Origin of the sequence: Paenibacillus sp. XY044, assembly GCF_002257645.1 — a bacterium.
GTDB lineage: Bacteria > Bacillota > Bacilli > Paenibacillales > Paenibacillaceae > Paenibacillus_AQ.
The window spans coordinates 1-26,550 of record NZ_NQMO01000009.1; the positions used below are offsets into that span (position 1 = coordinate 1).

The 26,550-nt window shown below is 56.3% G+C and carries 22 protein-coding genes; 8 read left to right on the forward strand and 14 right to left on the reverse strand.

From position 1 onward, the window contains the following. Positions 1 to 389: 389 nt before the first annotated feature. The 4 genes from CJP46_RS28180 to CJP46_RS28195 form a co-directional block, all read right to left on the reverse strand. Complete coding sequence (locus tag CJP46_RS28180; protein WP_094598970.1) at positions 390 to 1,595, reverse strand: MFS transporter; 1,206 nt, start codon at positions 1,593 to 1,595, stop codon at positions 390 to 392. A gap of 242 nt (positions 1,596 to 1,837) precedes the next feature. Then, positions 1,838 to 2,422 (reverse strand): TetR/AcrR family transcriptional regulator, encoded by a 585-nt coding sequence (locus CJP46_RS28185; protein ID WP_094598971.1) that lies wholly within the window; start codon positions 2,420 to 2,422, stop codon positions 1,838 to 1,840. Positions 2,423 to 2,597: 175 nt separating this feature from the next. After that, a complete protein-coding gene (locus tag CJP46_RS28190) occupies positions 2,598 to 6,923 on the reverse strand; it encodes a X2-like carbohydrate binding domain-containing protein (RefSeq protein WP_094598972.1) in 4,326 nt (1,441 codons plus the stop codon). Positions 6,924 to 7,316: 393 nt separating this feature from the next. Beyond that, complete coding sequence (locus CJP46_RS28195) at positions 7,317 to 8,087, reverse strand: SDR family NAD(P)-dependent oxidoreductase (protein WP_094598973.1); 771 nt, start codon at positions 8,085 to 8,087, stop codon at positions 7,317 to 7,319. A 185-nt stretch (positions 8,088 to 8,272) separates the two neighbouring features. On the opposite strand from CJP46_RS28195, the gene CJP46_RS28200 reads away from it, so the two are divergent. The 4 genes from CJP46_RS28200 (at position 8,273) to CJP46_RS28215 (ending at position 11,983) form a co-directional block, all read left to right on the forward strand. Further along, positions 8,273 to 8,884 carry a TetR/AcrR family transcriptional regulator gene (locus CJP46_RS28200; RefSeq protein WP_094598974.1) on the forward strand — a complete coding sequence of 204 codons (612 nt, stop codon included), beginning with the start codon at positions 8,273 to 8,275 and terminating at the stop codon, positions 8,882 to 8,884. 483 nt (positions 8,885 to 9,367) lie between these two features. Then, the gene (locus CJP46_RS28205) at positions 9,368 to 9,994 is read left to right on the forward strand and encodes a chromate transporter (protein WP_094598975.1); all 627 of its coding nucleotides are present in this window, start codon (positions 9,368 to 9,370) and stop codon (positions 9,992 to 9,994) included. Positions 9,995 to 10,004: 10 nt separating this feature from the next. Continuing rightward, positions 10,005 to 10,541, forward strand: coding sequence for a chromate transporter (locus CJP46_RS28210; protein WP_094598976.1), 537 nt, complete (start codon positions 10,005 to 10,007; stop codon positions 10,539 to 10,541). Positions 10,542 to 10,627: 86 nt separating this feature from the next. Then, entirely contained in the window at positions 10,628 to 11,983 is a 1,356-nt protein-coding gene (locus CJP46_RS28215) for a sodium-dependent transporter (protein ID WP_094598977.1), read from the forward strand. Positions 11,984 to 12,193: 210 nt separating this feature from the next. Here the strand turns inward: CJP46_RS28215 and CJP46_RS28220 are convergent, their stop codons facing one another. Continuing rightward, entirely contained in the window at positions 12,194 to 13,672 is a 1,479-nt protein-coding gene (locus CJP46_RS28220) for an alpha-N-arabinofuranosidase (protein WP_094598978.1), read from the reverse strand. A 234-nt stretch (positions 13,673 to 13,906) separates the two neighbouring features. Here CJP46_RS28220 and CJP46_RS28225 point away from each other — a divergent pair, with 234 nt between their 5' ends. Together CJP46_RS28225 and CJP46_RS28230 are read left to right on the forward strand one after the other, a co-directional pair. Then, a complete protein-coding gene (locus CJP46_RS28225; protein ID WP_256992564.1) occupies positions 13,907 to 14,569 on the forward strand; it encodes a helix-turn-helix domain-containing protein in 663 nt (220 codons plus the stop codon). A gap of 79 nt (positions 14,570 to 14,648) precedes the next feature. Further along, positions 14,649 to 15,680, forward strand: coding sequence for an FUSC family protein (locus tag CJP46_RS28230; RefSeq protein WP_094598979.1), 1,032 nt, complete (start codon positions 14,649 to 14,651; stop codon positions 15,678 to 15,680). Here the strand turns inward: CJP46_RS28230 and CJP46_RS28235 are convergent. From CJP46_RS28235 to CJP46_RS28255, 5 genes are read right to left on the reverse strand one after another with little or no spacing between them, the layout of a single operon-like run. Next, positions 15,629 to 16,276, reverse strand: a complete 648-nt coding sequence (locus CJP46_RS28235; RefSeq protein WP_094598980.1) for a nucleotidyltransferase family protein — start codon at positions 16,274 to 16,276, stop codon at positions 15,629 to 15,631. The two genes, CJP46_RS28230 and CJP46_RS28235, sit on opposite strands and share 52 nt — an antisense overlap. After that, positions 16,263 to 17,309: an XdhC family protein gene (locus CJP46_RS28240; protein WP_094598981.1), complete on the reverse strand. Its 1,047-nt coding sequence runs from the start codon at positions 17,307 to 17,309 to the stop codon at positions 16,263 to 16,265. The genes CJP46_RS28235 and CJP46_RS28240 overlap by 14 nt, the downstream gene beginning before the upstream one ends. A gap of 21 nt (positions 17,310 to 17,330) precedes the next feature. Continuing rightward, the gene (locus CJP46_RS28245; protein ID WP_094599200.1) at positions 17,331 to 17,795 is read right to left on the reverse strand and encodes a (2Fe-2S)-binding protein; all 465 of its coding nucleotides are present in this window, start codon (positions 17,793 to 17,795) and stop codon (positions 17,331 to 17,333) included. A gap of 50 nt (positions 17,796 to 17,845) precedes the next feature. Beyond that, positions 17,846 to 18,679 carry an FAD binding domain-containing protein gene (locus tag CJP46_RS28250; protein ID WP_094598982.1) on the reverse strand — a complete coding sequence of 278 codons (834 nt, stop codon included), beginning with the start codon at positions 18,677 to 18,679 and terminating at the stop codon, positions 17,846 to 17,848. Beyond that, positions 18,666 to 20,939, reverse strand: a complete 2,274-nt coding sequence (locus CJP46_RS28255; protein WP_256992565.1) for a xanthine dehydrogenase family protein molybdopterin-binding subunit — start codon at positions 20,937 to 20,939, stop codon at positions 18,666 to 18,668. The genes CJP46_RS28250 and CJP46_RS28255 overlap by 14 nt, the downstream gene beginning before the upstream one ends. A 640-nt stretch (positions 20,940 to 21,579) precedes the next feature. Between CJP46_RS28255 and CJP46_RS37245 the strand changes: the two genes are divergently transcribed. After that, positions 21,580 to 21,717 (forward strand): hypothetical protein, encoded by a 138-nt coding sequence (locus tag CJP46_RS37245; protein ID WP_256992566.1) that lies wholly within the window; start codon positions 21,580 to 21,582, stop codon positions 21,715 to 21,717. 54 nt (positions 21,718 to 21,771) lie between these two features. Further along, positions 21,772 to 22,194 carry a hypothetical protein gene (locus CJP46_RS37250; RefSeq protein ID WP_256992567.1) on the forward strand — a complete coding sequence of 141 codons (423 nt, stop codon included), beginning with the start codon at positions 21,772 to 21,774 and terminating at the stop codon, positions 22,192 to 22,194. Between the two features lie 157 nt (positions 22,195 to 22,351). Here the strand turns inward: CJP46_RS37250 and CJP46_RS28265 are convergent, their stop codons facing one another. From CJP46_RS28265 to CJP46_RS28280, 4 genes are all read right to left on the reverse strand, one after another. After that, positions 22,352 to 23,050 carry a VIT1/CCC1 transporter family protein gene (locus CJP46_RS28265; protein ID WP_256992568.1) on the reverse strand — a complete coding sequence of 233 codons (699 nt, stop codon included), beginning with the start codon at positions 23,048 to 23,050 and terminating at the stop codon, positions 22,352 to 22,354. A gap of 253 nt (positions 23,051 to 23,303) precedes the next feature. Beyond that, entirely contained in the window at positions 23,304 to 24,452 is a 1,149-nt protein-coding gene (locus CJP46_RS28270) for a C40 family peptidase (protein WP_179281365.1), read from the reverse strand. After that, complete coding sequence (locus tag CJP46_RS28275) at positions 24,452 to 25,552, reverse strand: dipeptide epimerase (protein ID WP_094598986.1); 1,101 nt, start codon at positions 25,550 to 25,552, stop codon at positions 24,452 to 24,454. The genes CJP46_RS28270 and CJP46_RS28275 overlap by 1 nt, the downstream gene beginning before the upstream one ends. Positions 25,553 to 25,567: 15 nt before the next feature. Next, positions 25,568 to 26,539, reverse strand: coding sequence for a S66 peptidase family protein (locus CJP46_RS28280; RefSeq protein ID WP_094599201.1), 972 nt, complete (start codon positions 26,537 to 26,539; stop codon positions 25,568 to 25,570). Between the last annotated feature and the right edge of the window lie 11 nt (positions 26,540 to 26,550).

Consider the following 26,550-nt stretch of genomic DNA (forward strand, 5'->3'; position numbering starts at 1 on the left):
TTCAAAGAAGACAGACCGCGTTTAAAGGTAATTTTTCTTGCAATATCAGGAAGCAATGCCTCTGGAGTTTATACTTTCTGATATTATAAGAAAAACGTCTATCGACGTACCTTCAAAGATGACAGACCGTTAAAGGTAATTTTTCTTGCAATATCAGGAAGCAATGCCTCTGGAGTTCATACTTTCTGATATTATAAGAAAAACGTCTATCGACGTACCTTCAAAGAAGACAGACCGCGTTTAAAGGTAATTTTTCTTGCAATATCAGGAAGTGATGGCTCTGGAGTTTATACTTTCTGATATTATAAAAAAAGCAACCGCACGCAAAATTCGCGTGTGCGGTTGCTTTTTTGGGGAATTCACAGCGATCTTCTTGATGACATAACTTGTTATCTCGCTTCCCTTTTCTCCGTAAAGAAATAGAGTACGGCCAGCACCGGAAACAGAACGCCGAGCCATATCGCCGCTTCCCATCCACCTTGTGCATACGCCCATCCCCCTACTGCGGAACCGATGGCCCCGCCGGCGAAAAAGATAGCCATGAACAAGCCGTTCAGCCGGCTGCGAAGCTCTGCGCCCAGAGCGAAAATGGAGCGCTGCCCGAGCACCAGATTGGCGGACACCGCCATGTCCAGCACAATGGCGGCCACGACCAGGCTGATGATCGAAAGCAGGGAACCGCCATGGATCACAAGGGGCAGGAGCATGGAAATGACCGCGAGCCCAAGGGCGATCCCTGTACCGGGACGGATCCATCCCTTATCGGCAAGGCGGCCGGCAACCGGCGCAGCCGCCGCTCCGGCTACCCCTACCAGAGCGAACAGGGCAACTTCTGTTTGCGAAAAATGAAATGCCGGGCTGACCAGCAGCATGGGGACCGTCGTCCAAAACAGGCTGAAGGAAGCAAACAGGAAAGCATGATAAAGAGCTCTGCGCCGCAAAATCGGCGTCGTCTTCAGCAGCTTCAGCATCGACGACAGGATCGCTGGGTAGCTGATGGATGTCTGCGGACGTCTTGCCGGAAGCGCCTTTGCCAGCACCAGCGCAAGCACCAGAATCAGAACGGCGGACAGAATAAAGATGGCGTGCCATCCCAGGAAGTCTTCCACTAAGCTGGCAGCCGGACGGGCGAGCATGATCCCGAGGAGCAGGCCGCTCATGACATTCCCCACGTTGCGGCCCCGCGTTTCCTCAGGAGACAGATGGGCTGCATAAGGAACCAGGATCTGGGCGGCAACGGAACCTACGCCGATAAACAGCGATGCCGCAAGGAACAAGGCCGCGCTACGGACTTCAGCGGCGACGACGAGAACGATCACGTTAAGGAACAGCAGCGTGACCACCAGCTTGCGATTTTCGAGCAAATCCCCCAAGGGCACGATCAATAACAGGCCGATTCCGTAACCGATTTGAGTCAGGGTGACGATCAGTCCCGCCGCTCCGGAGGATAATCCCAGTGCTGAGCTGATCGATCCTACGAGAGGCTGGGCATAATACAGGTTGGCAGCGATGATGCCGCAAGCGACGGCGAGGATCAGGTTGATCCAGGTTGAAACGGCAGCGGCGTGAGGTTTTCCTTTTGCGATGGTATTCATAACATTTCTCCTTTGTTTATCAGGCATCCCTTTATCGGAACAATCGTTCCAGTTTGGGAACAGTCCGCCTATTGTTCTTTAACATAAAATAGCCTTTTTCAGAGAAAACTCTTTTCGGAACAATCGTTCCAGTATGGCTAAAAAAAATGCCTACCGACGTATCCCTACCGACGTATCTTTCGCAGAAGACAGACCGCATTTAGCGGAGGTTTTTCTTGCGAGATCAGGAAGCGGAGGCTCCGTTATAGCATGCCCAGCACCATCTCCATCATCTCCCGCGCCTTGGCGCTGTCCTGCTGAATTTTCGCCATCACATTAACGCTGTGGTTGAGATTGAGCAGCATGAACGATAAGAGACGAATGTCTTTGTCGGGAGAAATTTCTCCGGTCTCCTGTCCTCTCTTTAATTTTTCGTAAAACAGCTGTTCCAGTTCCTCAAAGCTCTTCTTGACCATGTTCTGCAGCGGTTCGTCCATGGCGTCGATACTCAGGGCTGCGTTCGTAATCAAGCACCCATTGGGAAGGAATTCGTCCTGCGCGGCAAAAGCACTCGTGATATGAATGTCGAAATACTGCCGGATGCCCTCAATGGCGGTAGGAGCGGCGATTAACAGATCCCGCTTTCTTTGCGACAACTTTTTGTAGTGCTGGATCGCCTCGTAGTACAGGGACCGCTTATCCTGGAACGTTTCGTACAAACTGGAACGGCTAAGGCCCATCGCTTCCAGCAAATCCGGTATGCTCGTCGCTTCGTAACCTTTCTCCCAGAACACCATCATAGCTTTGCGGAGCACCTGATCCCGGTCAAATTCTTTGGTACGGCCCATCGGCGCCACCTCCCTTTGAGCACAAGTATATACGAACTGGAACGAGTAGTCCAGTATTTTTTATCCGTGTCCAAAAAACATGCAGGGGCCGCCGGTGCTCCGGCGGCCTGCTGCATTCTACGGGCTTTTTTCTTAAAGATCAGGGATTCGCTCGAATACCTCGCATGATGTATCTTTACGGCTGCTTAACCGGCTCCGCAGTCCACTCTTCCCCGCCCGCTTTCCTTGCCGTCACCGGATGATCCAGCGCGGCTTCGGCGATATCTGTATAAGCCCAATAAGTAACAGGCACATCGCTCCAAGGCAGCGCGGCCGTTCCATAGAGCGGCCCTCGGCCGAGCGCGCGGTTCAGAGCGGTTACCGCTTCCGCGCGCGTCAGCGCCTTGGACGGACGGAAGGTGCCGTCCGGGTAGCCGTTCAGAATGCCGGCTCCTTGCGTCTTCGCAATGGCGCTTTCTGCCCAGTGGCCCGCGGTATCGCGGAAGCCGCTGCCCGCTGCGGAAGCATCGGACTTCAGCCGGCTGACCAGCGTGGCCATTTCGGCGCGCGTGATGGCCTGCTCCGGCTTGAACGTGCCGTCTTCATAGCCCTTCATCAGGCCCGCCGCCGTCACGGCCGCGATCGCCTGCCCGGCCCAGAAGCCGTCCTTCACGTCGCGGAACGCCGCGCCGGGCGCCGCACCAGTCGTATCACCCGCTGCCTGCGGAGCTGCTTTCGAGAGAATGGCCGCCATCTCGGCGCGAGTAACTGGCCGATCCGGCCGGAATGTGCCGTCCGGATATCCCTGAATATATGCGGTATGCAGCTCATTCGGGGAATCGCCCTGACCCCCGGGTTCAGGCGTGGATGGAGGGGTTGCCGCTCCTGACGGCGATCCCCCGGAACTTGAGCCTGTGCCTGGGGAGGATGGGCCTGAAGGTCCCGTCGGCGGGTTCGGCGTGCCGGGATCTACCGGGCCAGTGCCCGCTGCAGGAACGGTGAATTTCAGTTGGTCCACGAGCATCAGGTCTCCCGACTTCTTCACCGCCTTAACCGTGTGCGTTCCGTCAGGCAAACCGGAAATGCTGTATAACGGCTGCGATACCAGGCGCTGATCGCTGTGGGCACTGACGGTCTTTTTCAGCACCCCGTCCACGTAAACGTCGATGTCTCCCAGCGCCGGTCCAACTGGACCCACCAGCTCCACGCCCGTCCCTTTAAACGTATAGGCAAACTCGCCGCCGTTCTCTGCCGTATAATGGACGTCGTTGTGATAATCGCCGCCGAAAGCGAACGCCAGCTGCAGCGTCCCGGCCGGCTGGGCGGCCAGATAGGCCTTGCTCAAAATTACCCGGTCGCCATCCAGCCTATAATCGGTTCCTTCAATGAGCCGGTCCTTCCCGCTTGTAATGCCGCTGAACAACTGCGGGTGCTGCAGCAAGGTGACCGCCACATCCCCCTGGTTTGCCGCGGACTTGTCGAAAACGACGGATACCGGGCTGATCAAATCGGGGATTTCGACCTTGAGCATATCCACAAGCATGAAGCGGCCGGATTTCTTCACGACTTTCAGCGTATGGAACCCTTCCTTCAGCCCACTCACGTTGTACAGCTTCTGCTGCGGCTGGCGATGCTCACTGTATGAGCTGACCGTTTTCTTAAACTCGCCGTCCAGGTAAATATCCATATCCCCCTGCGACGGGTCGATCTCGGTAAAGAACTGAATGCCCGTTCCCCGGAACGTATGCTCAAAAGAATCGCCGTTCGTTTCCGTGTAGTGCACATCGTCCTTGTAGTCGCCGAAATCCCTTCCGCTGCTGCGGTTCCAGCTCCCATGATAGACGATACTCGGATCGTCATCGTTCAGAGTCGTATAGCGCACCGTCTCCACTTCGGTGATATGAACAGTCAGTGTCTGGGGTTCGCCCGAGCTGAATATAAATTTCAACGCGACATCGCTACCCGGCAGACCCGCCAAAAATTCCTTCTTAATCGTCACCGTGTCCTGGTCAACGACATACTCGCTCTCCGTCAAAGGCTGGCCGTCGTATTCAACGGCGGTCAAGGCGTTGCCGTTCAGCTCCAGCTTCACGGTCAGATCCTGCTGCTGGCCGGCGGTTTTGTCGAAGCTTGCCTCCTTCGGGTCGATCGAGCTGTTCTGCATCGCTTTACCGCTGATTTCCACGCTCAGCACCTCGCTGTCGCCGCCTTCAAACGTGAAGGTCAGCGCTGCCGGACCCTCCGGCAGTTTCGCAAGATAAGCTGTATTAATGGTTACCGCGCTGCCGCTTACTGTATAATCGCTGCCTTTCTTCAGCGGGTCGCCGCCGTTTTGAATGTCCGTGAGCGAACCGCTTCCCGTCGTAAGAGTCGCAGTTAGGCCCGACGGAGTGGCGCTCTCCCTGTCATAGCTGGCGGATACCGGGTCGATCAGATGGCTGGTCGCCACCTTCAGCGCGTCCAGCAGCATATATTGGCCCGACTTTTTGACCGCTTTGATCGTATGCGGACCTTCCGCCAGCCCCGATCTGGTGTACACCACCTGCTGCGCCTGCTTGTCGCCTTCCGTATACGTGCTGACCGTTTCCGGAACGTCTGCTCCATCCAAGTAGACGTCCATATCCCCTTGTTCCGGATCCTTCTCCGTAATCAGGTCAATACCGGTGCCGTTAAAGGTATACTCGAAGGAGTCTCCGTCCGTTTCGGTAAAATGAACATCTCCCTTGTAGTCCCCTGCCGGCCGGTCCCCCTGTGGCGACCAGCTGCCGTTGTATGTAATTCCTGGATCATTATCGTTGATGTACACCGAATGGGTGACCGTCGTTGCTTCGGACGAAGTAACATCTGCTGCGCTCTTCTCCGTCGGGCTGGAATGGGCGTCACCAGAGTCCGGCGTCTGGCTGTCTGCAGCGGCACCAGGCTGCTCCGCCGCGGACTGCCCGGCGCCATCCGGTTGAACATCACCTTGCTCCTCCGGCTGAACGCCGCCTGCTTCTTCCGCCTGAACGTCACCCGTTTTTTGCTGCGGCTCTGCCCCCTGTACGGATGCGGAGTCCTGAATCGTCACAGCCAAATTTTGCACGGCAGGCGTCTGCTCGTAGCCTCCGTTGCGCTGCCAGTCGCCGGTATACCGGATGCCGGTATCGTCGTCATTGACCGCCGACGTTCCTTGGACAGCCGTCACCTTAAACATTCTGGAAGCATGCGGCTCCAATACCGCTGCATATCCGTCATTAAAGGTCCCTAGCTCCGTATGGCTCCACAGATCCCTTACGCCAGCCGAACCGGTGAGACCGATATTTTTCCAGTTGACCTTGACTTCGGTGCTGCGGCTGCCCAGATTAAACAAAGCGACGCTATAGGTCCCGTCACCGTTGTTGGCGTACCATACCTGCTGCTGGGTGTCCATCGACACCGGGTGGGCCGGGCGTCCCGCCTGATTGACGGCAATGACCTCGTCGTTGGTCAACAGCTTGAGGCCGTAGTCATCAAGCCGGGTCATATCGTTGCCGATATAGAGCGGCGCCGCCGATATCGCCCAGAAGGTCATGGCTGTCTGGCGCTCATCCTTGGTGAGGCCGTCCATCGAGCCGTTGCCGACGTTCAGGGAATCAAAGTCGTTCCAGCCGCTGTCCGGTCCGGCATCCCTCCACCATACGGCCGCATCCGGAAACAGGCGGGAGATACTCGACCATTGCGTTAGCCCAATATTGCTGTCATAGGCTTCCACGTCCCATTGAATGCGCCAGCCGTTGGCATACTTTTTCCAAAAATCCACATAGTTGTGATCCAGCGCCCACGAGATCTCGAACCAAATGTCATGGCGCGCAAGCGCTTCAGACCAGGCTTTCACGTCACCGCGGGAGTCCAGGTTCAGGTTGTTGTTGCCCGATCCCGGCGTGACACTGTCAAATTTGACGAAATCGATCCCCCAATCTCCGAGCATGTCGGCAATGGAGTCGACATACTTTTGCGCACACGGGTTGCTGAAGTCGATTTTGTATGTGTACGAGTTCCACGCATCGACGACCTTGAGCGGTTGTGCCGCAATGTCGCGAACCCGGCAGGCGCCGTCTGTTCCGTAGATTTTGAGATCCTTCTCGTAAGCCTCGATCGACAGGCCCGGAATCAGATAAATGCCGATTTTTTGCCCGTTATGGTGCACGTAATCGATGACTTCCTGAAACCCGTTCGGATACAGCGTCGCACTCGGAATCGGTCTGCCGTATTCATCCATGCCTCCGTTCCAGCCCGCATCAATATTGATGTAGTCGTATCCGTGGGACTGCAGCTTGTCACGCATCGCATCGGACTGCTTTTTAATACTCTCGGCCGACGTCCAGTTGCCTGTGTTGTCATACACCTGCAAGCTGTAGCTGCTCCAGCCCATGTACGGCTTCTGGACCATCTCCTTGTTGGCCGCTTCGGCCACGTTCAGCTTCTGTCCAGCCCATCCGGTCTGCACCAGGATCAGCAACACCAGCAGGACGAGCCCCATCTTCCTTCCCAACCTCTTCATCATTACCCCATCATCTCCTTCCGTACTTAAAATTTTTAGAAGCGCCTTCGCGTTTACGGATGACCGTATTCGGACCGCTTGACGGATGCTGGCCTCCAGGATGCTTACGCCATAGACGGACGGTCACCCCCCGCTGAATGACAGCGCTTTCTATACAGCTGATCATAGGGATTTCCGCATTTTCTGAACAGGTACATCTGGGTGTCCCGGCGTACACTTTTCCCAAAAAACGGGTGTTTTGTCCGAATATCCAGGGATTTTCCAGCCGTGGCCGGTCACAAAAAAACAGCCGCTCTCCCCTTCTATACGGAGTAACGGCTGCCTCAAACCAAAAAAACCGGAGAATTCTCCCCGCTTTTCATGTTACTTGCGATTATCGCCTAGTGATATTCTGGATTAGCGAGAAGTATATCCAGCGTCGACGTGAATCGTCGTGCCAGTCACATAGGAAGAAGCATCGGATGCCAGCCATAGGCTTGCCTGGGCAATCTCGCGAGGTTGTCCAAAGCGGTTCAGCAGGCTGAGCTGCGGAGCATACTCTTCTTCCGTGAATCCGAATTGCTCCAGAGCTCCGCGCAGCATCGGCGTATCGATTGCGCCCGGTGCCACGGAGTTTACACGGATATTATGCGGTCCGTTCTCCATCGCCGCGACCTTGGTCATGCCAACCACGCCATGCTTGGCAGCCACGTAAGCGATATTGTTCGGCTGCGGACGGAAGCCGCTGACGGAAGAAATGTTGATGATCGAGCCGCCGTTCCCTTGTTTGAGCATCTGCTGAAGCTCGTACTTCAAGCACAAGGCTGTGCCCGTCAAGTCTACCGAGATCAGCCGGTTCCAATAGGACTCGTCGAATTCGGCCGCAGGCTTGTCGTCCGGCGTCAGCGCCGCATTGTTGACGGCCGCGTCCAGTTTACCGAACGTATCCACTGTAAATTGAACCATCGCCTGCACGTCTTCCGATTTCGAAATGTCCACCTTGACAAAAGCGGCCTCTCCACCGGCAGCGTTGATGGAATCCACAACGGCCTTTCCTTTTTCTTCGTTAAAATCGGCGATCACGACTTTGGCTTTGGCTTCGGCAAACAGACGCGCTGTCGCTTCCCCCATACCCATCGCCCCACCGGTCACAATGGCCACTTTTCCTTCCAATGCCGGAAATGTCATGTTCATTACCTCCATATCAAGATGTTTAATATACCCTGCATATTTCACTATAACCCAAACCGGAAATCGATCAATCGACAGCGCTTTCCCGACTGTGTGTTAACATACAATTCGCTGCATTTTGTACAGTAAAATTTGCAGAATGCCTCGATTTCTTTCATACTTTAGGGGAGGTGTTTGCGTACATGAGCGACTTTTTGGATAAACGAATACAACGATCAAAGGCGGCATTAAAGCAGACCTGTCTGGAACTGCTGGCCGAAAAGCCTTTTGAGGAAATCACCATTTCGGAAATGGTCCGGAAGGCGAATTACAACCGCGGAACGTTTTATGCCCATTTTCATACCAAGGAAGAGCTGCTGGATGAAATTATCGACGACACGCTGGAGGAAATGATCCGGCAAATCCGTCATCCGTACCAGTCGATCCACAAGGTAAATATGAAAGACTTAAATACGGAGGAAATCACGCTGTTTTCCTATTTTCAGGAACAGGCGCATTTGTACAAACTGCTGCTAAGCGGCCATATCCGCGCCGATTTCAGGTTCCGGATGGCCAAAGCGATCGAGCAGCTGTTCATCGCCGAATACGATTACGAATTCAGCAGCCCAACGGAGCTGGATCCCAAATGGCTGTATATTTTTCGGGCCCACGGTATTGCCGGGCTTGTCATCCGCTGGATCGAGGAAGATTTTCCGGAGTCCCCGGAATATATGGCCAAGCAAATCGTCGAGCTTATGCTGACCTCTCCCGAAGTGTTTTATGTAAAAAACAAACATGTTCCCAAGAAACCTTGAGCGGCTGTGCCCTTTAAGGTTTTTTCGCGTATAAGCCAAACTGGTTATTTGGGGCACCTGACACAAAAGTCTCCATCGGCAGCCGCAAGTCCATAGTGCACTTATTTAGCGTTTCAATTGTAGATTAAAGCCTCATTGGCGCAAACAATCGCAATCGTCCCCGAAGTTAATTCTATTATGGAATAAAGTCGAGCGGTTTGCTTGGTTTAAATCCTTTTTTTGGCTGCTATCATCTATCTCTGGATTCTTAAATCCACCATGCACATAACCATTCCCCGAACTTCGTATGAATCAGCGAAAACCCAGTATTCTTCTATACATTAAAAAGCCTATAAAACATTTTACACCGGATACTCCGCTTTCTCGGTTACTACCAAACAACACTTCCCTGCCGAAATCTCCAGGCCTATTTTCAAATAAGTTAATTTCATTTTGGATAAAAGATGTTATAATACAGACAGAATTTAACTCGAGGTGACGTGTGTGCAAACCGACAAGACATCGAAAACGTACCTGCTGCTTCAATTATTTTGGATTTTTTTCAAGATCGGTCCGGCGACGTTTGGCGGCGGATACGCCATGATGCCCATGATCGAGAAGGAGTTCGTTGATAAACGCAAATGGATGGACCGCCAGGAAATGAGCGATTTAATGTCCCTCGCGGGTTCGGCTCCCGGAGGCGTCGGAGTGAACGCATCGGCTTTCCTGGGATACCGGATGGGCAAAATTCCCGGCGCCCTGGCGGCTACGCTGGGCATTACGCTCCCTACGTTCATCATCGTTTTTCTGCTGAGCGTATTCTACTCGATGTTCCGCGAAGAGCCCAAAGTCCAGGCTGCATTCAAAGGCATCCACGGCGCGGTGATCGGACTGATCGCGGTAGCCGCGTTCAAAATGGGCAAAAATGCGCTGTTTGACCGGACGACCGTCATCACCGCCGCATGCTCCCTGGCCCTGCTTCTGCTGACCGGACTCAACCCCATGGTTCTCATTGCGGTCGGGTTGGTGCTCGGCATTACTGTTATTCGGTTGAAGAAACGGCTGGGTCTTCCCGTTCATACCGAAAGGGTGCGAGAGGAGAACGAACCGGTTATCGAATATTACATCTAGGAGGCGTCCCATGCTGTTCTGGCAGTTATTTCTCTCATTTTTAAAAATCGGGTTTCTCTCCTTCGGTGGAGGTTATGCGGTCATTCCGATGATTCAGTACGAGGTTCAGCAGCATGGGTGGCTGAGCACCGTGGAATTTCAACGGACCGTATCGATCGCAGGCATGTCGCCCGGCCCGATCGCCACCAACAGCGCGACGTTGATCGGTTATCAGACCGCCGGCTTGGCCGGAGCCGTTACCGCTACCGCCGGCATCGTCCTGCCTTCCCTGCTCATTGTCATCCTGATTGCGGCTTTTTTTTATAGAATGAATGCAAACCCCTGGGTCAAATCCTCCTTTTACGGCCTCCGGCCGATTATTACAGGGCTGATCGTGTATGCGGCCATCCATTTTGGTTTTCCCAATCCTTCGGAAGCCATCTATCACTGGACGACCTTTGCCACGCTGCTGATCGGAGTGCTGGCTTTTGTCGCGATCACCAAATACAAACTGCATCCGGTAACCGTCATCGTATGCTCGGGCGTAGCGGGAATCGTGCTGTTTTAATTGGATGAAATTAAATTTCCTATGCCTTTACGGGGACAATAAATTGTAATAGAATGAACTTTCAAAAATAAACTGGGGGAACTTCTATGACTACACCACCTAAAAACCCAGCGGCATCAGGAAAAAAAGATCAGTTTTCATCTGCAGGCTTTATACTTGCCGCCATCGGGAGCTCCGTAGGTCTCGGGAACATGTGGAAATTTCCGTACATCACCGGACAAAACGGCGGCGCAGCCTTCTTTCTGCTCTTTATCGTTTGCTTGATCGTCATTGGTTTACCTGTTTTGCTGGCTGAACTCGCCATCGGCCGTGCTGGTAGAGGCAGTGCGGCAACTTCGTTCGTCAAGGCGGGCGGCAGCAAAATGTTCGGTCGTCTCGGCCTGCTGCAGGTCATCGCGCCTTTTCTGATCCTGACCTTCTACGTCATCGTCGCGGGCTGGACGCTGCATTACGCCGTGCAGTCTTTCAGCGGGCATCTATTCAGCAATCCGGATTTTAAAGGGCAATTCAATACGTTTATCGGCGGCTATATGCCGATCGTCTGGCAGGCCATCGCGATTCTGATTACCGGCATTGTCGTGGTCAAAGGGATTTCCGGCGGCATCGAAAAGTTCAACAAAGTGCTCATCCCGGGAATGATCATTCTGCTTATCGTCATGATGATCCGTGCAGTATCGCTGCCCGGTGCGGGCGAAGGGGTTGCGTTTTTCTTGAAACCCGACTTCTCCAAGCTGACGCCGGAGTCGGCGCTTGTCGCTTTGGGACATGCCTTCTTCTCCCTCTCACTCGGGATGGGCATCCTGCTGACGTATGGCGCCTATGTGGACAAGCGCCAGCCACTCGGAACCGCCACGATTGCCATCGGGGCCGGTGACCTGATCTATGCGTTCGTGGCCGGACTGATTATTTTCCCGACGACCGCTTCCTTCGGCATTGAGCCCGACTCCGGGCCAAGCCTGGTGTTCATCGCCCTGCCGGCAGCATTCTCGGCTATGCCTTTCGGCGCGTTCTTCGGCGGGCTGTTCTTTGTGCTGCTGGCAATCGCCGCTTTGACGTCGGCGGTGTCGCTGCTGGAAGTGCCGGTAACATACCTGATGGACCGCTGGAAATGGGGCCGCACGAAATCAGTGGTCGTCATCAGCGTGTTCGTCCTGCTGATTGGCCTTCCATCCGCGCTGTCCTTCGGCATCGTACCGGGTTTGTCGGCAATGGGCAGCAAAAATTTCTTTGACTGGCTCGATTTCATCACATCCAACATTTTGCTGCCGGTCGGCGGGCTGATCACCACCATCTTCGCCGGATACTTCTGGAAGGGAGCTGCCGAAGCGGCCGGCCTCAAATCCGGATGGTTCCGGGTATGGCTGTTCATGCTCCGGTACGTTGCGCCGATTTTGGTGCTACTCGTATTACTGGACACGACCGGCATTCTTAAGCTGAAATAAGCACGAAACAATAAAAAGCAATCTCCGCGGCTGTTCATGACAGCACCTACGGAGATTGCTTTTTTAGCTTAAGCGTCCAGATCTCGCAAGAGAAACTTCCGCCAATCAGCGGTTGTCCTGCGGCCCAAGGTTGGATTCGTTGGTGCAAGCCCCTCGCAAGGCGAGGCGTGGGTATTTTCCTCTCATCCCGATAGCAGTTTCCAAGCCAACTTAGACCAGCTGAAGCACAGTCACCGATTTGGAAGGCAGTTCGATGACCAGGCGCGTGCCGTCCGTTTTGAATGCGTCAAACGGCTTCGGTGCGATCCGGCCGGGCTGCTCAAACGTGTTATGCGCATCCAGCTCCTCCGCGGTCAGCGTCGTTCCGGTCACGGTCAGCGATGCCGCCGAAATGCCGCGCAGGTCGATCGTGACGGTCGATGCGCTCTCGTCGTTCAAATTGCACAGGCTGATATGGATCTTTCCTTCGGCGTCCCGCGAAGCGGTTCCCGTCACTTCCGGAATTGCCCGGCCAAAGGCGCTGTATGTACCGCTCTCCAGATTCAAATCCAGCAGCTCCGCATCCTGATGCACTTTATACATATCGAACACATGGTACGTCGGGGTCAGGGCCGTTTTTTCGCCTTCCGTCAAAATGACCGCCTGCAGCACATTGATCGTCTGGGCGATGTTGGCCATCCGAACCCGGTTGCAGTGCTTATGGAAAATGTTCAGCGTTAATCCCGCCACGAGCGCGTCGCGCAGCGAGTTTTGCTGATACAGGAATCCCGGGTTGGTTCCCGGTTCCACATCATACCAGGTTCCCCATTCGTCGACGATCAGGCCGATCCGTTGATCAGGGTCATATTTGTCCATAATCGTGCTATGCTTGGTGATAAGTTCGTCCATATACAGCGCCTTTTCCAGCGTGGTGAACCATTCTTCGCGGCTGAATCCGGTTGCCGGCCCCTTGTTCCCCCACGTTCCCGGAACGGTATAATAATGCACCGTAATGGAATCCATATATCGTCCGGCTTCGCGCATCAGCACGTCCATCCAGTTGTAATCGTCCGAGTTCGGACCGCATGCGATACGGTGAATCCGGTTGTCCCCGTAATTGCGGACGTACGTCTGGTACCGGCGGTACAAATCCGCATAGTATTCCGGCCGCATGTTCCCGCCGCAACCCCAGTTTTCATTACCTACGCCAAAATAGGTGACCGACCAAGGCTGCTCACGCCCGTTCTCCGCCCGCAGCTCAGCCATCGGCGATACGCCTCCGAAGGTCAGGTACTCCACCCATTCCGACATTTCCTGTACGGTACCGCTTCCAACATTTCCGTTGATATATGGCTCGCAGCCGATTTGGGCACATAATTCCATGAATTCATGCGTACCGAAGTGGTTGTTCTCCACCACGCCGCCCCAGTGGGTGTTGATCATCCGTTTGCGGTTCTCCCGCGGTCCGATGCCGTCCTTCCAGTGATACTCGTCCGCAAAGCAGCCGCCCGGCCAGCGCAGCACCGGTACCCGGATCTGCTTTAGCGCCTCCACGACGTCATTGCGGATGCCGTTTGTGTTCGGAATCGGCGAATCTTCCCCGACCCAGATGCCTTCGTAAATGCACCGCCCCAAATGCTCCGAGAAGTGTCCGTAAATGTTTTTGTTGATTTTGCCCTTAATCGTATCCGCGTTTAATACGCTGCTCATGCAGAAGCCTCCTCTTTCCCGGTTTTCTCCCACACAGTATAGTAGCTTGTGCGATATGCCACAATGATTTATACTGGCCAAAAACTGACCTATCGTGCTTTTTATGGAGGAGTCTTTCATGTTTCATTTAGTCAGCTGCGGCCACAACTTCGTTCACTCGGACGGAATCCGATCGACAGGAACAACGGGGCCGGGAATTACGCCTTCGTCCTCTTTCGAAGCAAGGCGGAAGTCGTGATTGACGGCACTGTCTATAACGTAGACAAGAATGTATACATCCTGATGCAGCCCAGCACCCCGTACATGTACCGGGACTTGGAGAAGCCCTTCGTCAACGACTGGTTCCACTGCGAAGGAACGGATCTTGCCGCATATTTGCAGCAGCTTCAGCTTCCCCTTGACCGCCCGGCGGAGGCGGCCTACCCGACGTCCGTGTCCCGTAGCATCATGGAGCTTCAGACCGTGCACTGGCTGGGCGGGCCGCACCGCCCGCAAATTATCGACCTGGACCTGCGCAGCCTTTTGATGAAGCTTGCGAACTGGCGGCATCTGCCCCCAACACAGGGAAATGCCGGCCGGTATTTGCACCAGCTGTCGGAAATCCGCAGCGAGCTGTACCGTTCGCCGCAGACCTCCTATTCGCTGGACGAGCTGGCCACCAGCGTCAATTTGAGCAAATCTTATTTTCAGCACCTGTATAAGGATTTGTTCGGCTGCTCCGTCTCGTCCGACATGATTAACGGCAGGCTGGAGTACGCGAAATATTTGCTGGATAACAGCTCCCTGTCTGTCGCCAGCATCGCCAAAATGTGCGGGTACGAGAACGAAACACACTTTATGCGGCAGTTCAAAAAATTCGTGTCGGCCACGCCAAGCGGTTATCGAAAAAGAAAGTAGCCCCCTGCTCGGCGCGTTTACTCCCTAAATTCCGTGGGAACAATAGCAGCAACAACACGTAAATGGGGTTGCACAACGAATGAGCCACAATCTATGGAATGCGATCAAAAACAGCGGTGTCGTCTGGAAAATGCCGCTAGCAGCAGCACTATCATGGGAGGCCGCCGAGTGGGCGGGCTCTTCCCATCCCTACCTTGCCCCGCTGACCGCGATCTTGTCCGTCCAGGCTTCCGTCAGCCAATCGATGCAGTTTGCCTGGCAGCGTGTCCTGGGAACGGTTGCCGGCGTCCTGCTGACGCTCTGCGTAACCCCCTGGCTCCCCCTGAACGGGTGGAGCATCGGGCTATGCCTGTTGGTCGCGGTTTTTGCCATCCAGCTTATGAAGCTGGACCACGTAATGGTCACGCAGGTGGCACTGAGCATTTTGCTCGTCCTTTTCTTTCAGGAGAAATTTCCTAGCTATTCGCTTGACCGTATCCGCGATACGATCATCGGCGCCGTGTTAGCGGTGCTGGTGCAGGCGCTGCTGTTCCCGCCGGATTCCATCCAATCCGCCAAGCAAAAAATGACCCGCTTCGCGGATCATTTGGCAAGCCATTTTATCAAAGCCGGGCAATGGGTGGAACATGGCTGCCCTCCAAGTGAAGCGCAAACGCTGAAATGGACGTGGCAGGCCCTTTTTCAGGAGCTGCACCAAGCTACGACCGAACTGGACAAGGCGGCCCAGAGCTTGAAATACCACCCTTTTGCCGCCAAAAAGCGCGATATGCTGAACCGCTTGACCCGGCAGATGGATCAGCTGCGCTCGGGCTACGCCAATCTGTCCGATATGATACGGGTGCTGGGGCAGTGGTCCCGGACCGGCCATTTTACCCAGGAACACCAGCAGCAGTGGGCCGCCCACCTGCAAGAACTCGCCCAGGTGGTCAAGCGATGGCATACGGGTCCCGGCATCCCCGCCGGCAGCCCCGGTGCAGTCAGCTTGAGTCTCCAGGCCCCGGCACACTTGGAACAGGAGCAATATCCGCTAGCACTGTACATGAATGCCGGGCAGCTGCTTCAGGATTTTGGAGGGGAATCCGCGTTCTCCTTGTCCCGCAGCAGTCCGTAGTCCTCCGGCGTATCCACATCCAGGAACAGATCCGGCGATCCGAAAGGAATGCGGATACCCGGCCTGCCGTGACGGATCAACTGTCGAGCTCCCTGGTCCCCCTGCAGCCGGAGCAGCTCCGGAAACATCCGCCGGTGGCAAATGACCGGTGGTCTCGCCAGGCCGCCGAACTCGGCGGCGGCGAAATGAATCTCTTCCCGTTCGGATGCCTGCCCATAACGGCAGAGCAGTGCATTGATCATTGCAGCCGTGACTCCAGGCTGGTCCGCCAGCAGGATCATGACCGATTCGGCCCCTGCGGACATCGCCGCCTTCACCCCGCACCGGATCGAATGCGCCTGTCCAGAATGCGCATCCGGACAACGAACAAGTGTCCATTGCGTTCGGAAGCGATCGCTAGCAAGGGCCGCGTCCATCCAATCGGCTTTAGCGTCAACGGTCACGATCCATACATGTGCCAACCCGGCTTGCAGGGCGGCTAGTAGAGCGTGATTGCCCAGCGCCATTCCTCCCAGTTTCAGACTGAGCTTGTTCGTTCCCATCCGGGTGCTCTGCCCCGCCGCCAAATAGATGCCATGGACGCTATGTCGCTTCATAGGATAGCCGCCTCTTTCGGGAAAATCGGTACACCTGGATTAATTCGGCCACGATGCTGAAGGCGATTTCTTCCGGACCATCGGCTCCGATCGGCAAACCTACGGGAGCGTGCCAATGCTCAGGCAAGGATCCGCCTTCGAGAAGCCGCTGCGTTCTCCGCTTCGAACCCAGGAGTCCGACATAGGCCAGGTTATGGCCGGAGAGGATGCGGATGAGCTCCCGGTCCCTCCGGAAATGATGCGTCATGATGACGGCGTAATCGTTTGGCGTCCACCGGATCCGCCCGGCCATTTCCTCCGGGAAGCCGTCAAGCAGCATATGCACATCCGGAAAATAACTTCGCTCGCACAAGGCGGCCCTCCAATCGGAGACGGTGACCGAAAATCCGGCCGCGGCCGCAAAAGCGGCCAGGGGCCTTGCGTCCAGCCCGGCACCAAATAGGGTAAGCCGGGGTTTGGGGCAATACGTATGTGCAAACACTTCCTCCGCCGCTCCCGGCACAACCTGCATCCCGCTCCGGCGCAGCCTTCCTGCGGCGGCCCAATCCAGCATAGCCTCCGGAAACACCCCCGGCCACTCCCCGAACCGGTGCCTGGAGCCGGCGACAAAGCTGTATCCGTAAGCTGAGGGATCCGAGTCCATTTTCAGAATAAGCATGACTTCGATCTGATCGTCCAAATATTCCTTCAGCGTCAGCAGGTGCCTTCGCAGAGAGCCATCGACGGGGAGAGCCGTGACTTGAATTACTCCACCGCAGCCCGGCCCTTCCCCCCAGGACAGCGGATCGGTAGAATCCAAGTCAAAGACATAGGTCTGCGGCACCCCGGCCGCCAGCAATTCCGGGACACGGGCAGCGATATCCGCTTCCAGACAGCCCGTGCTCAGCACGCCGACCTGCGTACCGTCCTCAAACAGCAGCATAGAAGCGCCCTCTTTGCGGTAGGCGCTGCCCTCCACCCGGGTAATGGTCGCCAGCACGCTGCGTTGTTTGCGCTGCTGAAGAGCTTCCAGAATCCGATGAATGTCTTCCAACCGCACTCCTCCTTTCCCCTTTTAGACGCCTTCGTTTGCCGGGCCGCCTTCCTTTTTCGCTGCCTGGGCCGTCATGATCGCCTTGTGAATTTCCTCATATGACGTGCACCGGCATATGTTCGATTCCAGCCATAACCGAATGGTCTCTGGATCTGCGTCCGAATGCGCGCTCAGCAGCCCGTGACCGTTCACGATAAATCCGGACGTGCAGTAGCCGCATTGGAACGCTTGCTTCAAGACAAACGCTTCCTGTACCGGCGAATTCTTCAGCCCTTCAATGGTGATGATGCGCTGTTCGTCCGCTTCCACGGCGAGCATCAGGCAGGACTTCATCGGCACCCCGTTCAGCAAGACCGTGCAGGCGCCGCAGTCCCCGTTCTCGCAGCCGGGCTTGCATCCGGTAAGCCCAAGGTGGTCGCGAAGGGCGTACAGCAGCGTCTCCGCCGCCCGAACCCAGAGCCACCTCTGCTCTCCGTTGACCTCCATCTCCAGCGGGTATATCGCATTCGAGTTCGAGCTTGCGTTTCCCAGAACGTTCACCTTCCTTCCAAGGCATTGACGGCATCTTTGACCGTTTGCTCGAATAAAAAGAGCCGGTAATCGGCCTTGCCTTCCGTATTCGTCAGCGGCGGTGCCGGGAGATGTCCGGCTACCTGTCGTGCCCGCTCCTCTGCCGAAAGCCCCGGGGTGTTCAGCACCTGCTCGATGGCGGCCGAACGGAACGGAAATCCGCAGATCCCGCTGAATGCCGCGTGGATGCGGCTTCCCTTCTTCAAAGCAACCAAGGTAACCAAGGGATAACCGACATGACCGATCTGCCGCTTCTTCACATGGACGGACGGAAGAGATACGAATTCACGGTCCGTCACCGTCTGCAGCAGAAATTCACCGGGTTCCAGCCGGATCTGCCCGTGAAAGACTTCGTGAATCGCGGCCTCTCTGATTCCGCCTTTCCCTGCGATGACCAGGCGGCTGTCGGCAACAAGCAGCGGAAGAACCGCCTCTCTATAGCGGATTCGGCCGCAAAGATTGCCGCCGAGCGTAATTTTGTTGCGGGACGTCTGGTCGGCGACGCCCTGGGCCGCCCTCCCGAGCAGCGGGAAGAGGTTTGCTCCGGTTACGGCGGACAACGTGACGCAGCCCCCGATGATCAGGTCATTTCCGCGGAATTCCATGACATTGCATTCGGGGATCGCTTTTAAATCGACGACCGCTCCCGGCCGAACGCGATTCAACCTGGCCATCGTAATGATCTCCGTCCCTCCGGACCAATACATCGGGTGCTTGCCCTGGGTTTGCAGCGCCTGGAAGGCGTCGACCGCCTCCTTCACCGAAGACGGCCGGTAATATTCAAAGTCAAAGGGTATCATGGACCCTCCTCCAGATCCGTTCCGGGGTAAGCGGAAGCTCGTTCAGGCTCCGGCCAACGGCGTTCGACAAGGCATTCGCCAGAGCGGCCGGCATGCCAATGATTCCGTGCTCGCCGATGCCCCGCAACCCGAAGGGAGCTTCCACGTTCGGCGTTTCGACGAAATCGACGAAATACGCCGGCTGTTCTCCGTAACGCATCATCTTATATGTCCGGAACTGCGAATTGAGCACCCGGGCCTCTTCATTGAACTCAAAGGCCTCCCTGCTGGCCAGGCCCAATCCCATGCTCATACCTCCGGTAATTTGGCCGCGCGCTAAAACCGGGTTGATGACCCTGCCTGCATCAATAACGGTTGCCGCCTGCAGGATCCGGTAGCTAAAATCCCTCGTATCCAGCTCCACTTCCACCATCTGCGCGCCGACCGTCCACTCCGGACCCGGTTTCCCTTTGCCGGTCTTCGGGTCCAGCTCCTTAATATCCCGCATCGCGTAGCTGCCGCGGCCGATAACTTGGCTTCCGATCGTTTTCCCGTCCGGAAGCGTATAACCAAGGGCAATTTTGGCGATATCGATGCCAGCCCCCGGGTCTCGCTTGCGGTAAACTCTTCCGCCTCCGACTTCGAGCTCGGCCGGCGGGAGCTGAAGCACCCGGGAAGCCGTGTTCTTCAGCTGGACGATGGCATCGTCCGCCGCCGCCAGGATCGCATTGCCGACAAGAAAGGTGCTGCGGCTCGCGACGGTTTTCCAGAGCTGCGGCTCGGTCTCCGTATTAACGTCGGTACTGATCGAGACTTTGTGCACATCCATTCGGAGCCGTTCAGCCACCATTTGGGTGAGGGACGTCCGCGTGCCCTGCCCGATCTCCACCGCGCCGCAGAGCAAATTCACGCTGCCGTCCGCATGGAACAAGATGACCGCACCCGCACCGGCATTGGCGGGGGTATTGGAGTTTTTCCAAAAACAGCTTACGCCCCTGGCTCTGACAAGGCGGCCTTTCGCTTCAATCAAGGGCTGCTCATCCCACCGGATCATATCCTTCAGATTGGCGATGCACATCGGGAGATTGCCTACCGTACTCCGGTCCAGCAGCGTTTGCGTCGGCGTCGTGTCCCCGGGCACAATGGCATTCAGAAAGCGGAACTCCAGGGGATCCATGTTCAAGCGTGCGGCCATGACATCCATTGTCCGCTCTATGGCAAACGTCAGCTCGGGATGTCCGAACCCGCGAAACGAAGTGGAATACGGGTGGTTCGTATACATGCAGAGCGAATCGCACTGCAGATTGTCGATCCGGTATGGCCCCGAGCAGTCGCTGGCTCCCGCCTTGCTCATGATCGGTCCCCGGTCCGAGTAGGCTCCCCCGTCAAACCAGTGCGTAATTTCCGCGGCGGCGATTTTTCCATCGGCGGTACAGCCCAGCCTCACTCTCGACTCAAGTCCGATATGCACGGGGGAAGTAACCATATCATGCTCCCTGGAATTGACCAGCTTGACCGCTTTTCCCCCTACGGCATTTGCGGCCAGAAAAGCGAGAAATTCCAGCTGAACGGCCGCTTTCCCGCCAAACCCTCCGCCAACAAGCGGGGTGTGAACGATGACATTCTGCAGTGGGATGTTAAAGTATCTGTTGATTTGACTGCGAATGATGTAGGGGGACTGTGAGGCGGAATGAATGACGGCTTTGCCGTCCGGCAGCAGCTCTGCGGTACTGCACCGCGGCTCCATCGCGGCATGGTCGGATTGCGGCATGGTCACCCGGACCTCGACCGTGTGTATGCTGCGGCTCCATCCTTCCTCCATGTTCCCTTTGCGGATCCGGTTGCGGCTCGCAACATTGGTGCCGGGTTCCGGATACACCTCCTCATAATGCTTATACTCGGCCAGACGTTCATGAATGAGCGGGGCGCCCGGCTGATAGGCTTCCAGCGGGGACCGAACAAGCGGCAGCGGCTCGTATTCCACGCGGACCTGCAGCGCAGCCATCTCGGCGATATATTCCGCATCCGCCACGACGACCGCAACAGGTTCGCCGTAATATCTCACCTTGCCCATAGCCAGCGGCGGCCGATCCTCGAGCGGTGAGCCGGTCAGCACCGGGAAATCCTTCCCCGTGATGACGGCACGAACGCCCGGAATGCCCCGGGCCGACGAGGTATCGATCGACAGAATACGGGCATGGGCATGCGGACTGACAGCCAAGGCGGCGTGCAGCAGGCCCGGCTTCGAATCATCTCCCGTGTAACGGGCCGTTCCGGTCACTTTCTGCCAGGATTCCTTTCTCAGGACATCTCTTCCGATTGACGAGGCGATTGCGGCTCCCTCCTTTCATCCAGATGGTTGTGATAGATGCACACACTTCCATAGCTTATTTATATGGGGATACATTGTCCCTATATCCGTGTTTCGCAGCACAACTTCCAACAAAAAAACGCTGCCCCGCGGACATGCTTCTTGTCCGTCGGGCAGCGGGTCAACCTCATTCGTGGATACCATTGCTGGGTTCCAAGCTCAGAACTCCTCACTCAGAGCGTCCCTAACCGCTCCAAGGCTTTCCTCTCACCGGTTAACGGCCAAGCGAGGACTCACCGTGCCGTGCAGCCGCAGCTCCGCCATATTGCCAACAACATGGGTTACTTTGCCGAGGGTTAAGCAGAGGGGGTCGAACTATGACTTACTCGGGGAGAGTTCCGCAAAGAAGCAGCAAGGATGTTTACGTACGGTACATACATGATGGTATATGGATAATCTTCGTTTTTTAAGATGGACGCAAAGGTGACCTGCGCGTGGTCACTTAAAGGAGGATGCAGAATGAGTAACGAACGGATAGTAGAGCTTCGAAGCGCCTTGCAGCGCACGACGATCCTTTTTCAAACAGGTGGAAGCAGGCCTAGCCCCACCGGTGGAGCAGTGCTGGATCGGACAAGTCAACCTGGCACTGCCCGATGAGGAACTGCCTGTCGATGCGGACGGAGTGGCAATGGCTCCTATCCTTCAGCTATATCTGCCCGCGCTGCCCTATGTTCCGGACGAATTGTAGGGAACCGAACTGCTGACCGTATTTTTGTCACCTAACGTCCTGGATCATGAGAACATGAGTGAATATATGTGCATCCGAGAGTACGTTGATACCGGGAATTTGGTCTTGCAAAACTTCGGGCCTGCCTTTATGTCGATCAAACCCTTCCCCTTGTTCCCGGAGCTTCGTCAAGATGACCTCCCGCAATGGGACAGCGGTGATATGCCCGAAGCATACAGACAGGAGATCCTCCGCCTGGAAGAGCTGGGAGGGCTGAATTATTTCGAGGATATTGCCGGGGAAATATATCGTGTTCACAAGCTTGGCGGATATGCCGCCTTCACCCAGCCTGGAATCGATTTTGGAGATGGATACGTTTTTGTCCTCCAAATCGCCTCAGACGCCAAAGCCGGACTCAACATTGTGCATGACGGAAATTTTTATTTTGCCAAGCATAAAAAGGACGGCACCTGGCGCGGCTACTTTGATTTTTACTGATAGATTTAGGGAGGTGATACTTGATGGACATGCTGGACCAAGCTATGGCTGTCTTTCTAAAATGGCAGGATCAATATTAATGAGGCATATGGACTTTTCAAAGAGCAAACATCCGCCCGTTGGCGGAGTTCTGTGACAGTAATTGACGAGCAAACCTTCAAGAAATGAGTCTCGCAATTAAAAATGCGATTCCGGCAGCCGCTCCGCCTACAATGGTTGTTTGCCAGGCGCTCCGGAACGGACGGGTTCCGGTGAACCTTCCTTTAACGTAGCCAAACACGAATAAGGCAATCAGCGTGACGATCACCGAAACGGATAAAGCTGTGCCCGGATGCCTGATCAGCATATAAGGGGACAGCGGAATCACCCCCCCTATAATGTAAGACAGTCCGATCGTTAGCGAGCTGTTGCGCGCCCTTTTAGGCTCGGGTTCTTCAAGCCCCAGCTCATATTTCATCATAAATTGAACCCAGCGGTCCGAGTCCTGGCAGATGGCATCAACCGCCGAATCCACGATTTCTTCGGGAAAATGCCACTCTCTCAGGATATCGGCCACTTCCTCCCTTTCCTGATCTGGTATTTCCCTGATTTCCTCCTGCTCCCGCACGAGTTCGGATGCATAATGCTCCCGGTCTGTCCGGGCGGCAAGATATCCGCCGAGCCCCATCGCGATGGCACCTGCAGCGATTTCAGCCATTCCCGCCACAACGACCAGGCTCGTATTCGGTACTGTCCCGGACAAGCCGGCGGCAAGGGCAAACGGAACCGTTAAACCATCCGACATTCCGATCACGATATCCCTAATCAAAACCGGTGCGTTAAAATGCTTTTCCTCATGCCTTTCCACAGTCATCATTCCCCCACCCTGCGAGCAGCTTGTGCGCTTGATTCCCTTAATATGGGTGGTTTCCGTTAAAATATACCTGAATAAGCCTGACGATCTGTGCTTTATTCGGGGGATATCAGCAAAAACTCCCGGCGTCATAGAACCGGCCGAGAGTTTGTTGCCGCTGTGAAGTGTTCTTTGTGATTCTCTGGAATCTGTAATCTGGAAGCAGCTTTCAGAACGCTCCGATCTGAATAGTATGCCCTGGCAAAACCTTGCCTCGCTAAGTCCAATAACGGCGGGAGACGCAGTGCTCGTCAGCAAGCTTATATCCTTCCAGCGAAATCAGCTCCACCGAGCTGGCCGAGTCGGGCGAGTGGATCATGTGCCCGTCCCCGGCGTAAATGCCGACATGGTGAACGCGCCCCTGGCCCTGCTCATGGGCAAAGAACAGCAGGTCCCCCGGCTGCAGCTCCTCCGGCGGGATGCCGGCTCCATGCAGCGCCTGGACGGAAGCGTCCCTTGGGATGACGATGCCGCAGGCGAGATGCATGGAGTGGGCAAACCCGGAGCAGTCGTAGCCCCAGGCGGACATGCCTCCCCACAGGTAATGCAGCCCCAAGAAGCGCTTGGCCTGCGCCACGATCACCTGGCCCTTATTTCGCCCCCCCACATCATCCGCAGGGGAGCCTCCGTCTCCAGCCGCCACCTGCACATCTGCCCGTTTCATCCGGGCAAGACCGTGCGGCGTCTGCACGATGACAGATTCAGCCCCAAGCACCGTTCCCTGCTCCTCCTCGGTCGCGAGCGGCAGCCGTGTCAGGAAACTGATGCGCATCTTCCCGGAATAGGACAAGAACTCCAAATCCGTCGTGGAAGCCGTAACGATCGCATTTGGAACCGCGGCGCCGTCGGAGGCGCCGCCTTCTTGGCCTGACAGGCGATGAGCTTCCTGAGCGCTTATTGGGAGTAACTGCTCCGTCGGAATCCATCCGGGGTACCCATTCTCATCCTTGGGTGACGACTGGCTCGGGATGGCGATCCGGCTCCAGCCGTCCTGCTCTTCATAAGTGAGGACCGGCGTGCCATACAACGCTTGAGTCTGCACGCGGTTGGCCTCGCACAGGTCGAGCTTATCCGGTACCGTCATGGCGCCTAACCAAGCTTCGATGCCCTGCTCCCACCGCTCTCCCGGACCGGTTCTCTTCTGCGTCAAAAAGCCCGAATCGGTTTGCTTCTTCACAGAATTTCCCGAATCAGATTTATCCTCTCCTCGCTCTCCCGGGCCTGACCCGGGTCTGCCGAGGGCGAACCCGGCCAGCGCCGGCGCGTCCAGCGACCGCGGCGAGGACGGGCTGGTCCAGACGGTGGCCACGGGAACGCTGACTACCCGCCAAGCGGGGTATACAGCCTGATCTTCTCGATCCACCATCACCATACCCCCACTTCGTCCGTCGTGCGCACGTCGGTTATGCCCAGACCCGGCGCGTCCGAGAAGCTCATCACCCGGCCGTCGTACATGACGCCGCCGACGACGTCATCCTGGTGCAGCATCAGCGGCGCGTCGAAGTCGTAGCGGGTGACGTTCTTTTTGCTGGCGGCGAAGTGGGCGGCGGCGGTCACCGCCAGGCGGGATTCGATCATGCTGCCCACCATGCATTCGACGCCGTACTCCTCGGCCAGCTGGTTGATCAGCTGCGCCTTGTAAATTCCGCCCGCCTTCATCAGCTTAATGTTGATCAGGTCGGCCGCATGCCGCTGCAGCACCTCCAGCGCCTGCACCGGAGAAAAGACGCTTTCGTCGGCCATGATCAAGGTATCCACCGCGGCGGTCACCTGCTGCAACCCGTAAATATCCCCGGCCCGGACCGGCTGCTCCACCAGCTCGATGTTCAGACCCATGTCCTCCATCTTCCGGATGGAGCGGATCGCCTCCTTCGCCTGCCAGCCCTGGTTGGCGTCCAGCCGGATCTTGACATCGCTGCCGATGCGCTGCCGGATTTCCCGGATGCGGCGGATGTCATGCTCGATGTCATCCTTGCCGACCTTGATCTTCAGCACGGTAAATCCCGCCTGAACGTATTGAGCCGCGTCCTCGCCCATTTCCTCCGGCGAGTTGACGCTGACCGTAAAATCCGTTTCGATCCGGTCGCGGTACCCACCGAGGAACTGGTACAGCGGCATCCCCCCGTGCTGGGCCACTAGGTCGTACACGGCCATGTCCACTGCCGCCTTGGCACTGGTGCAGCCTATCATGGCCTGATGGACCGACTGAAGGATCTGCTCGTAGGCGAGCAGGTTTTGGCCGATCAGGAGCGGCTTGAAGGTATGCTCAATGGAGGATTGGATCGCCTCAAGGCTGTCGCCCGTGATGACGACGGTCGCCGGCGCTTCGCCCCAGCCTACTTTCCCGTCGTCCGCCGTCATTTTCACCACGATGGATTCGGCCTGATGAACTGTGCGCAGCGCCGTCTTGAACGGTTTGGTCAGCGGCGTGTACTTGCGCAGCACTTCGATATCATGTATTCGCATTGCCGGTTGCCTCCTCTATATAATGGCTGACTCCAGCGCTTCCACCTTTTTGTCAACCGTGCTCAACTCAGCTTCCATCCCGTGCGGAACCGCAACGTTGGGCGAGCCGTGCCCGATCCCGAATCCCATCAGGGAAGGTCTGCCCGCTTCGGTCACGTAATGCCGGATGACCTCCTCCAGGCTGAAGGAGACCGGGCGCTTGACCGGCTCGCAATCGCGGAAGTCGCCCACCAGGATCCCGGCCGCCTGCTCCAGCTTACCCGCCATCCGCAGCTGATTCAGCATGCGGTCGATCCGGTACGGCTCCTCCCCGATATCCTCGATAAACAGGAGGCAGCCCTCGGTATCGATCTCAAACGGTGTTCCGAGCGTACTCGTCAGCAAGGTCAGATTACCACCCACGAGCGGGCCTTTGGCCTTGCCCTCTACCAAGGTATGCAGCGGAGTAATGTCCTCGGTATAACGGAACGGCTCGGGCTGGACCAGCTGAGCGAAGCTCTGCCGGGTCAACGGATGCACTTCCTTCTCCCCAAGGCAGATCATCATCGGCCCATGCACTGTGATCAATCCGGTTTGCTTCCAGATGGCGGCATGCAGGAAGGTGATATCACTGTAACCCCACAAAATCTTGGGATGCCGGCGAATCTGATCGTAATCGAGCTTCTCCGCAATCCTGGCGGTGCCATACCCACCCCGGGCGCAAACGATGGCCTGGATGCCGGGATCCGCAAACATGGCGTTCAGCTCGGCGGCACGCTCTGCATCGGTTCCGGCGAGGTAGCCGTGGCCGCGGTTCAGCGAATCGCCAAACCGGACCTTCAGGCCAAGCTCTTCAAACACTTCGGCTGACCGGCGGATCGCCTCCGCATCCCCGCGGCTGGCCGGGGCGGTAATGCCCACCGTGTCCCCCGGCTTCAACCGGGACGGCCGGATCGGTCTTCTCCCGGCACCAGCCTTCAGCGCCTCGGCGCCCGACCCCGCACGCATGAACGGCTTCA

Coding starts and splice junctions, on each gene's coding strand:
- CJP46_RS28185 (WP_094598971.1), bottom strand. CDS start 2,422: ATGGGCCGTACCAAAGAATTTGACCGGGATCAGGTGCTCCGCAAAGCT.
- CJP46_RS28270 (WP_179281365.1), bottom strand. CDS start 24,452: ATGGTGGATCGAGAAGATCAGGCTGTATACCCCGCTTGGCGGGTAGTC.
- CJP46_RS37250 (WP_256992567.1), top strand. CDS start 21,772: ATGAGTGAATATATGTGCATCCGAGAGTACGTTGATACCGGGAATTTG.
- CJP46_RS28280 (WP_094599201.1), bottom strand. CDS start 26,539: ATGCGTGCGGGGTCGGGCGCCGAGGCGCTGAAGGCTGGTGCCGGGAGA.
- CJP46_RS28195 (WP_094598973.1), bottom strand. CDS start 8,087: ATGACATTTCCGGCATTGGAAGGAAAAGTGGCCATTGTGACCGGTGGG.
- CJP46_RS28275 (WP_094598986.1), bottom strand. CDS start 25,552: ATGCGAATACATGATATCGAAGTGCTGCGCAAGTACACGCCGCTGACC.
- CJP46_RS28220 (WP_094598978.1), bottom strand. CDS start 13,672: ATGAGCAGCGTATTAAACGCGGATACGATTAAGGGCAAAATCAACAAA.
- CJP46_RS28265 (WP_256992568.1), bottom strand. CDS start 23,050: ATGATGACTGTGGAAAGGCATGAGGAAAAGCATTTTAACGCACCGGTT.
- CJP46_RS28200 (WP_094598974.1), top strand. CDS start 8,273: ATGAGCGACTTTTTGGATAAACGAATACAACGATCAAAGGCGGCATTA.
- CJP46_RS28210 (WP_094598976.1), top strand. CDS start 10,005: ATGCTGTTCTGGCAGTTATTTCTCTCATTTTTAAAAATCGGGTTTCTC.
- CJP46_RS28245 (WP_094599200.1), bottom strand. CDS start 17,795: ATGGAGGTCAACGGAGAGCAGAGGTGGCTCTGGGTTCGGGCGGCGGAG.
- CJP46_RS28215 (WP_094598977.1), top strand. CDS start 10,628: ATGACTACACCACCTAAAAACCCAGCGGCATCAGGAAAAAAAGATCAG.
- CJP46_RS28250 (WP_094598982.1), bottom strand. CDS start 18,679: ATGATACCCTTTGACTTTGAATATTACCGGCCGTCTTCGGTGAAGGAG.
- CJP46_RS28230 (WP_094598979.1), top strand. CDS start 14,649: ATGAGCCACAATCTATGGAATGCGATCAAAAACAGCGGTGTCGTCTGG.
- CJP46_RS28190 (WP_094598972.1), bottom strand. CDS start 6,923: ATGATGAAGAGGTTGGGAAGGAAGATGGGGCTCGTCCTGCTGGTGTTG.
- CJP46_RS28180 (WP_094598970.1), bottom strand. CDS start 1,595: ATGAATACCATCGCAAAAGGAAAACCTCACGCCGCTGCCGTTTCAACC.
- CJP46_RS28235 (WP_094598980.1), bottom strand. CDS start 16,276: ATGAAGCGACATAGCGTCCATGGCATCTATTTGGCGGCGGGGCAGAGC.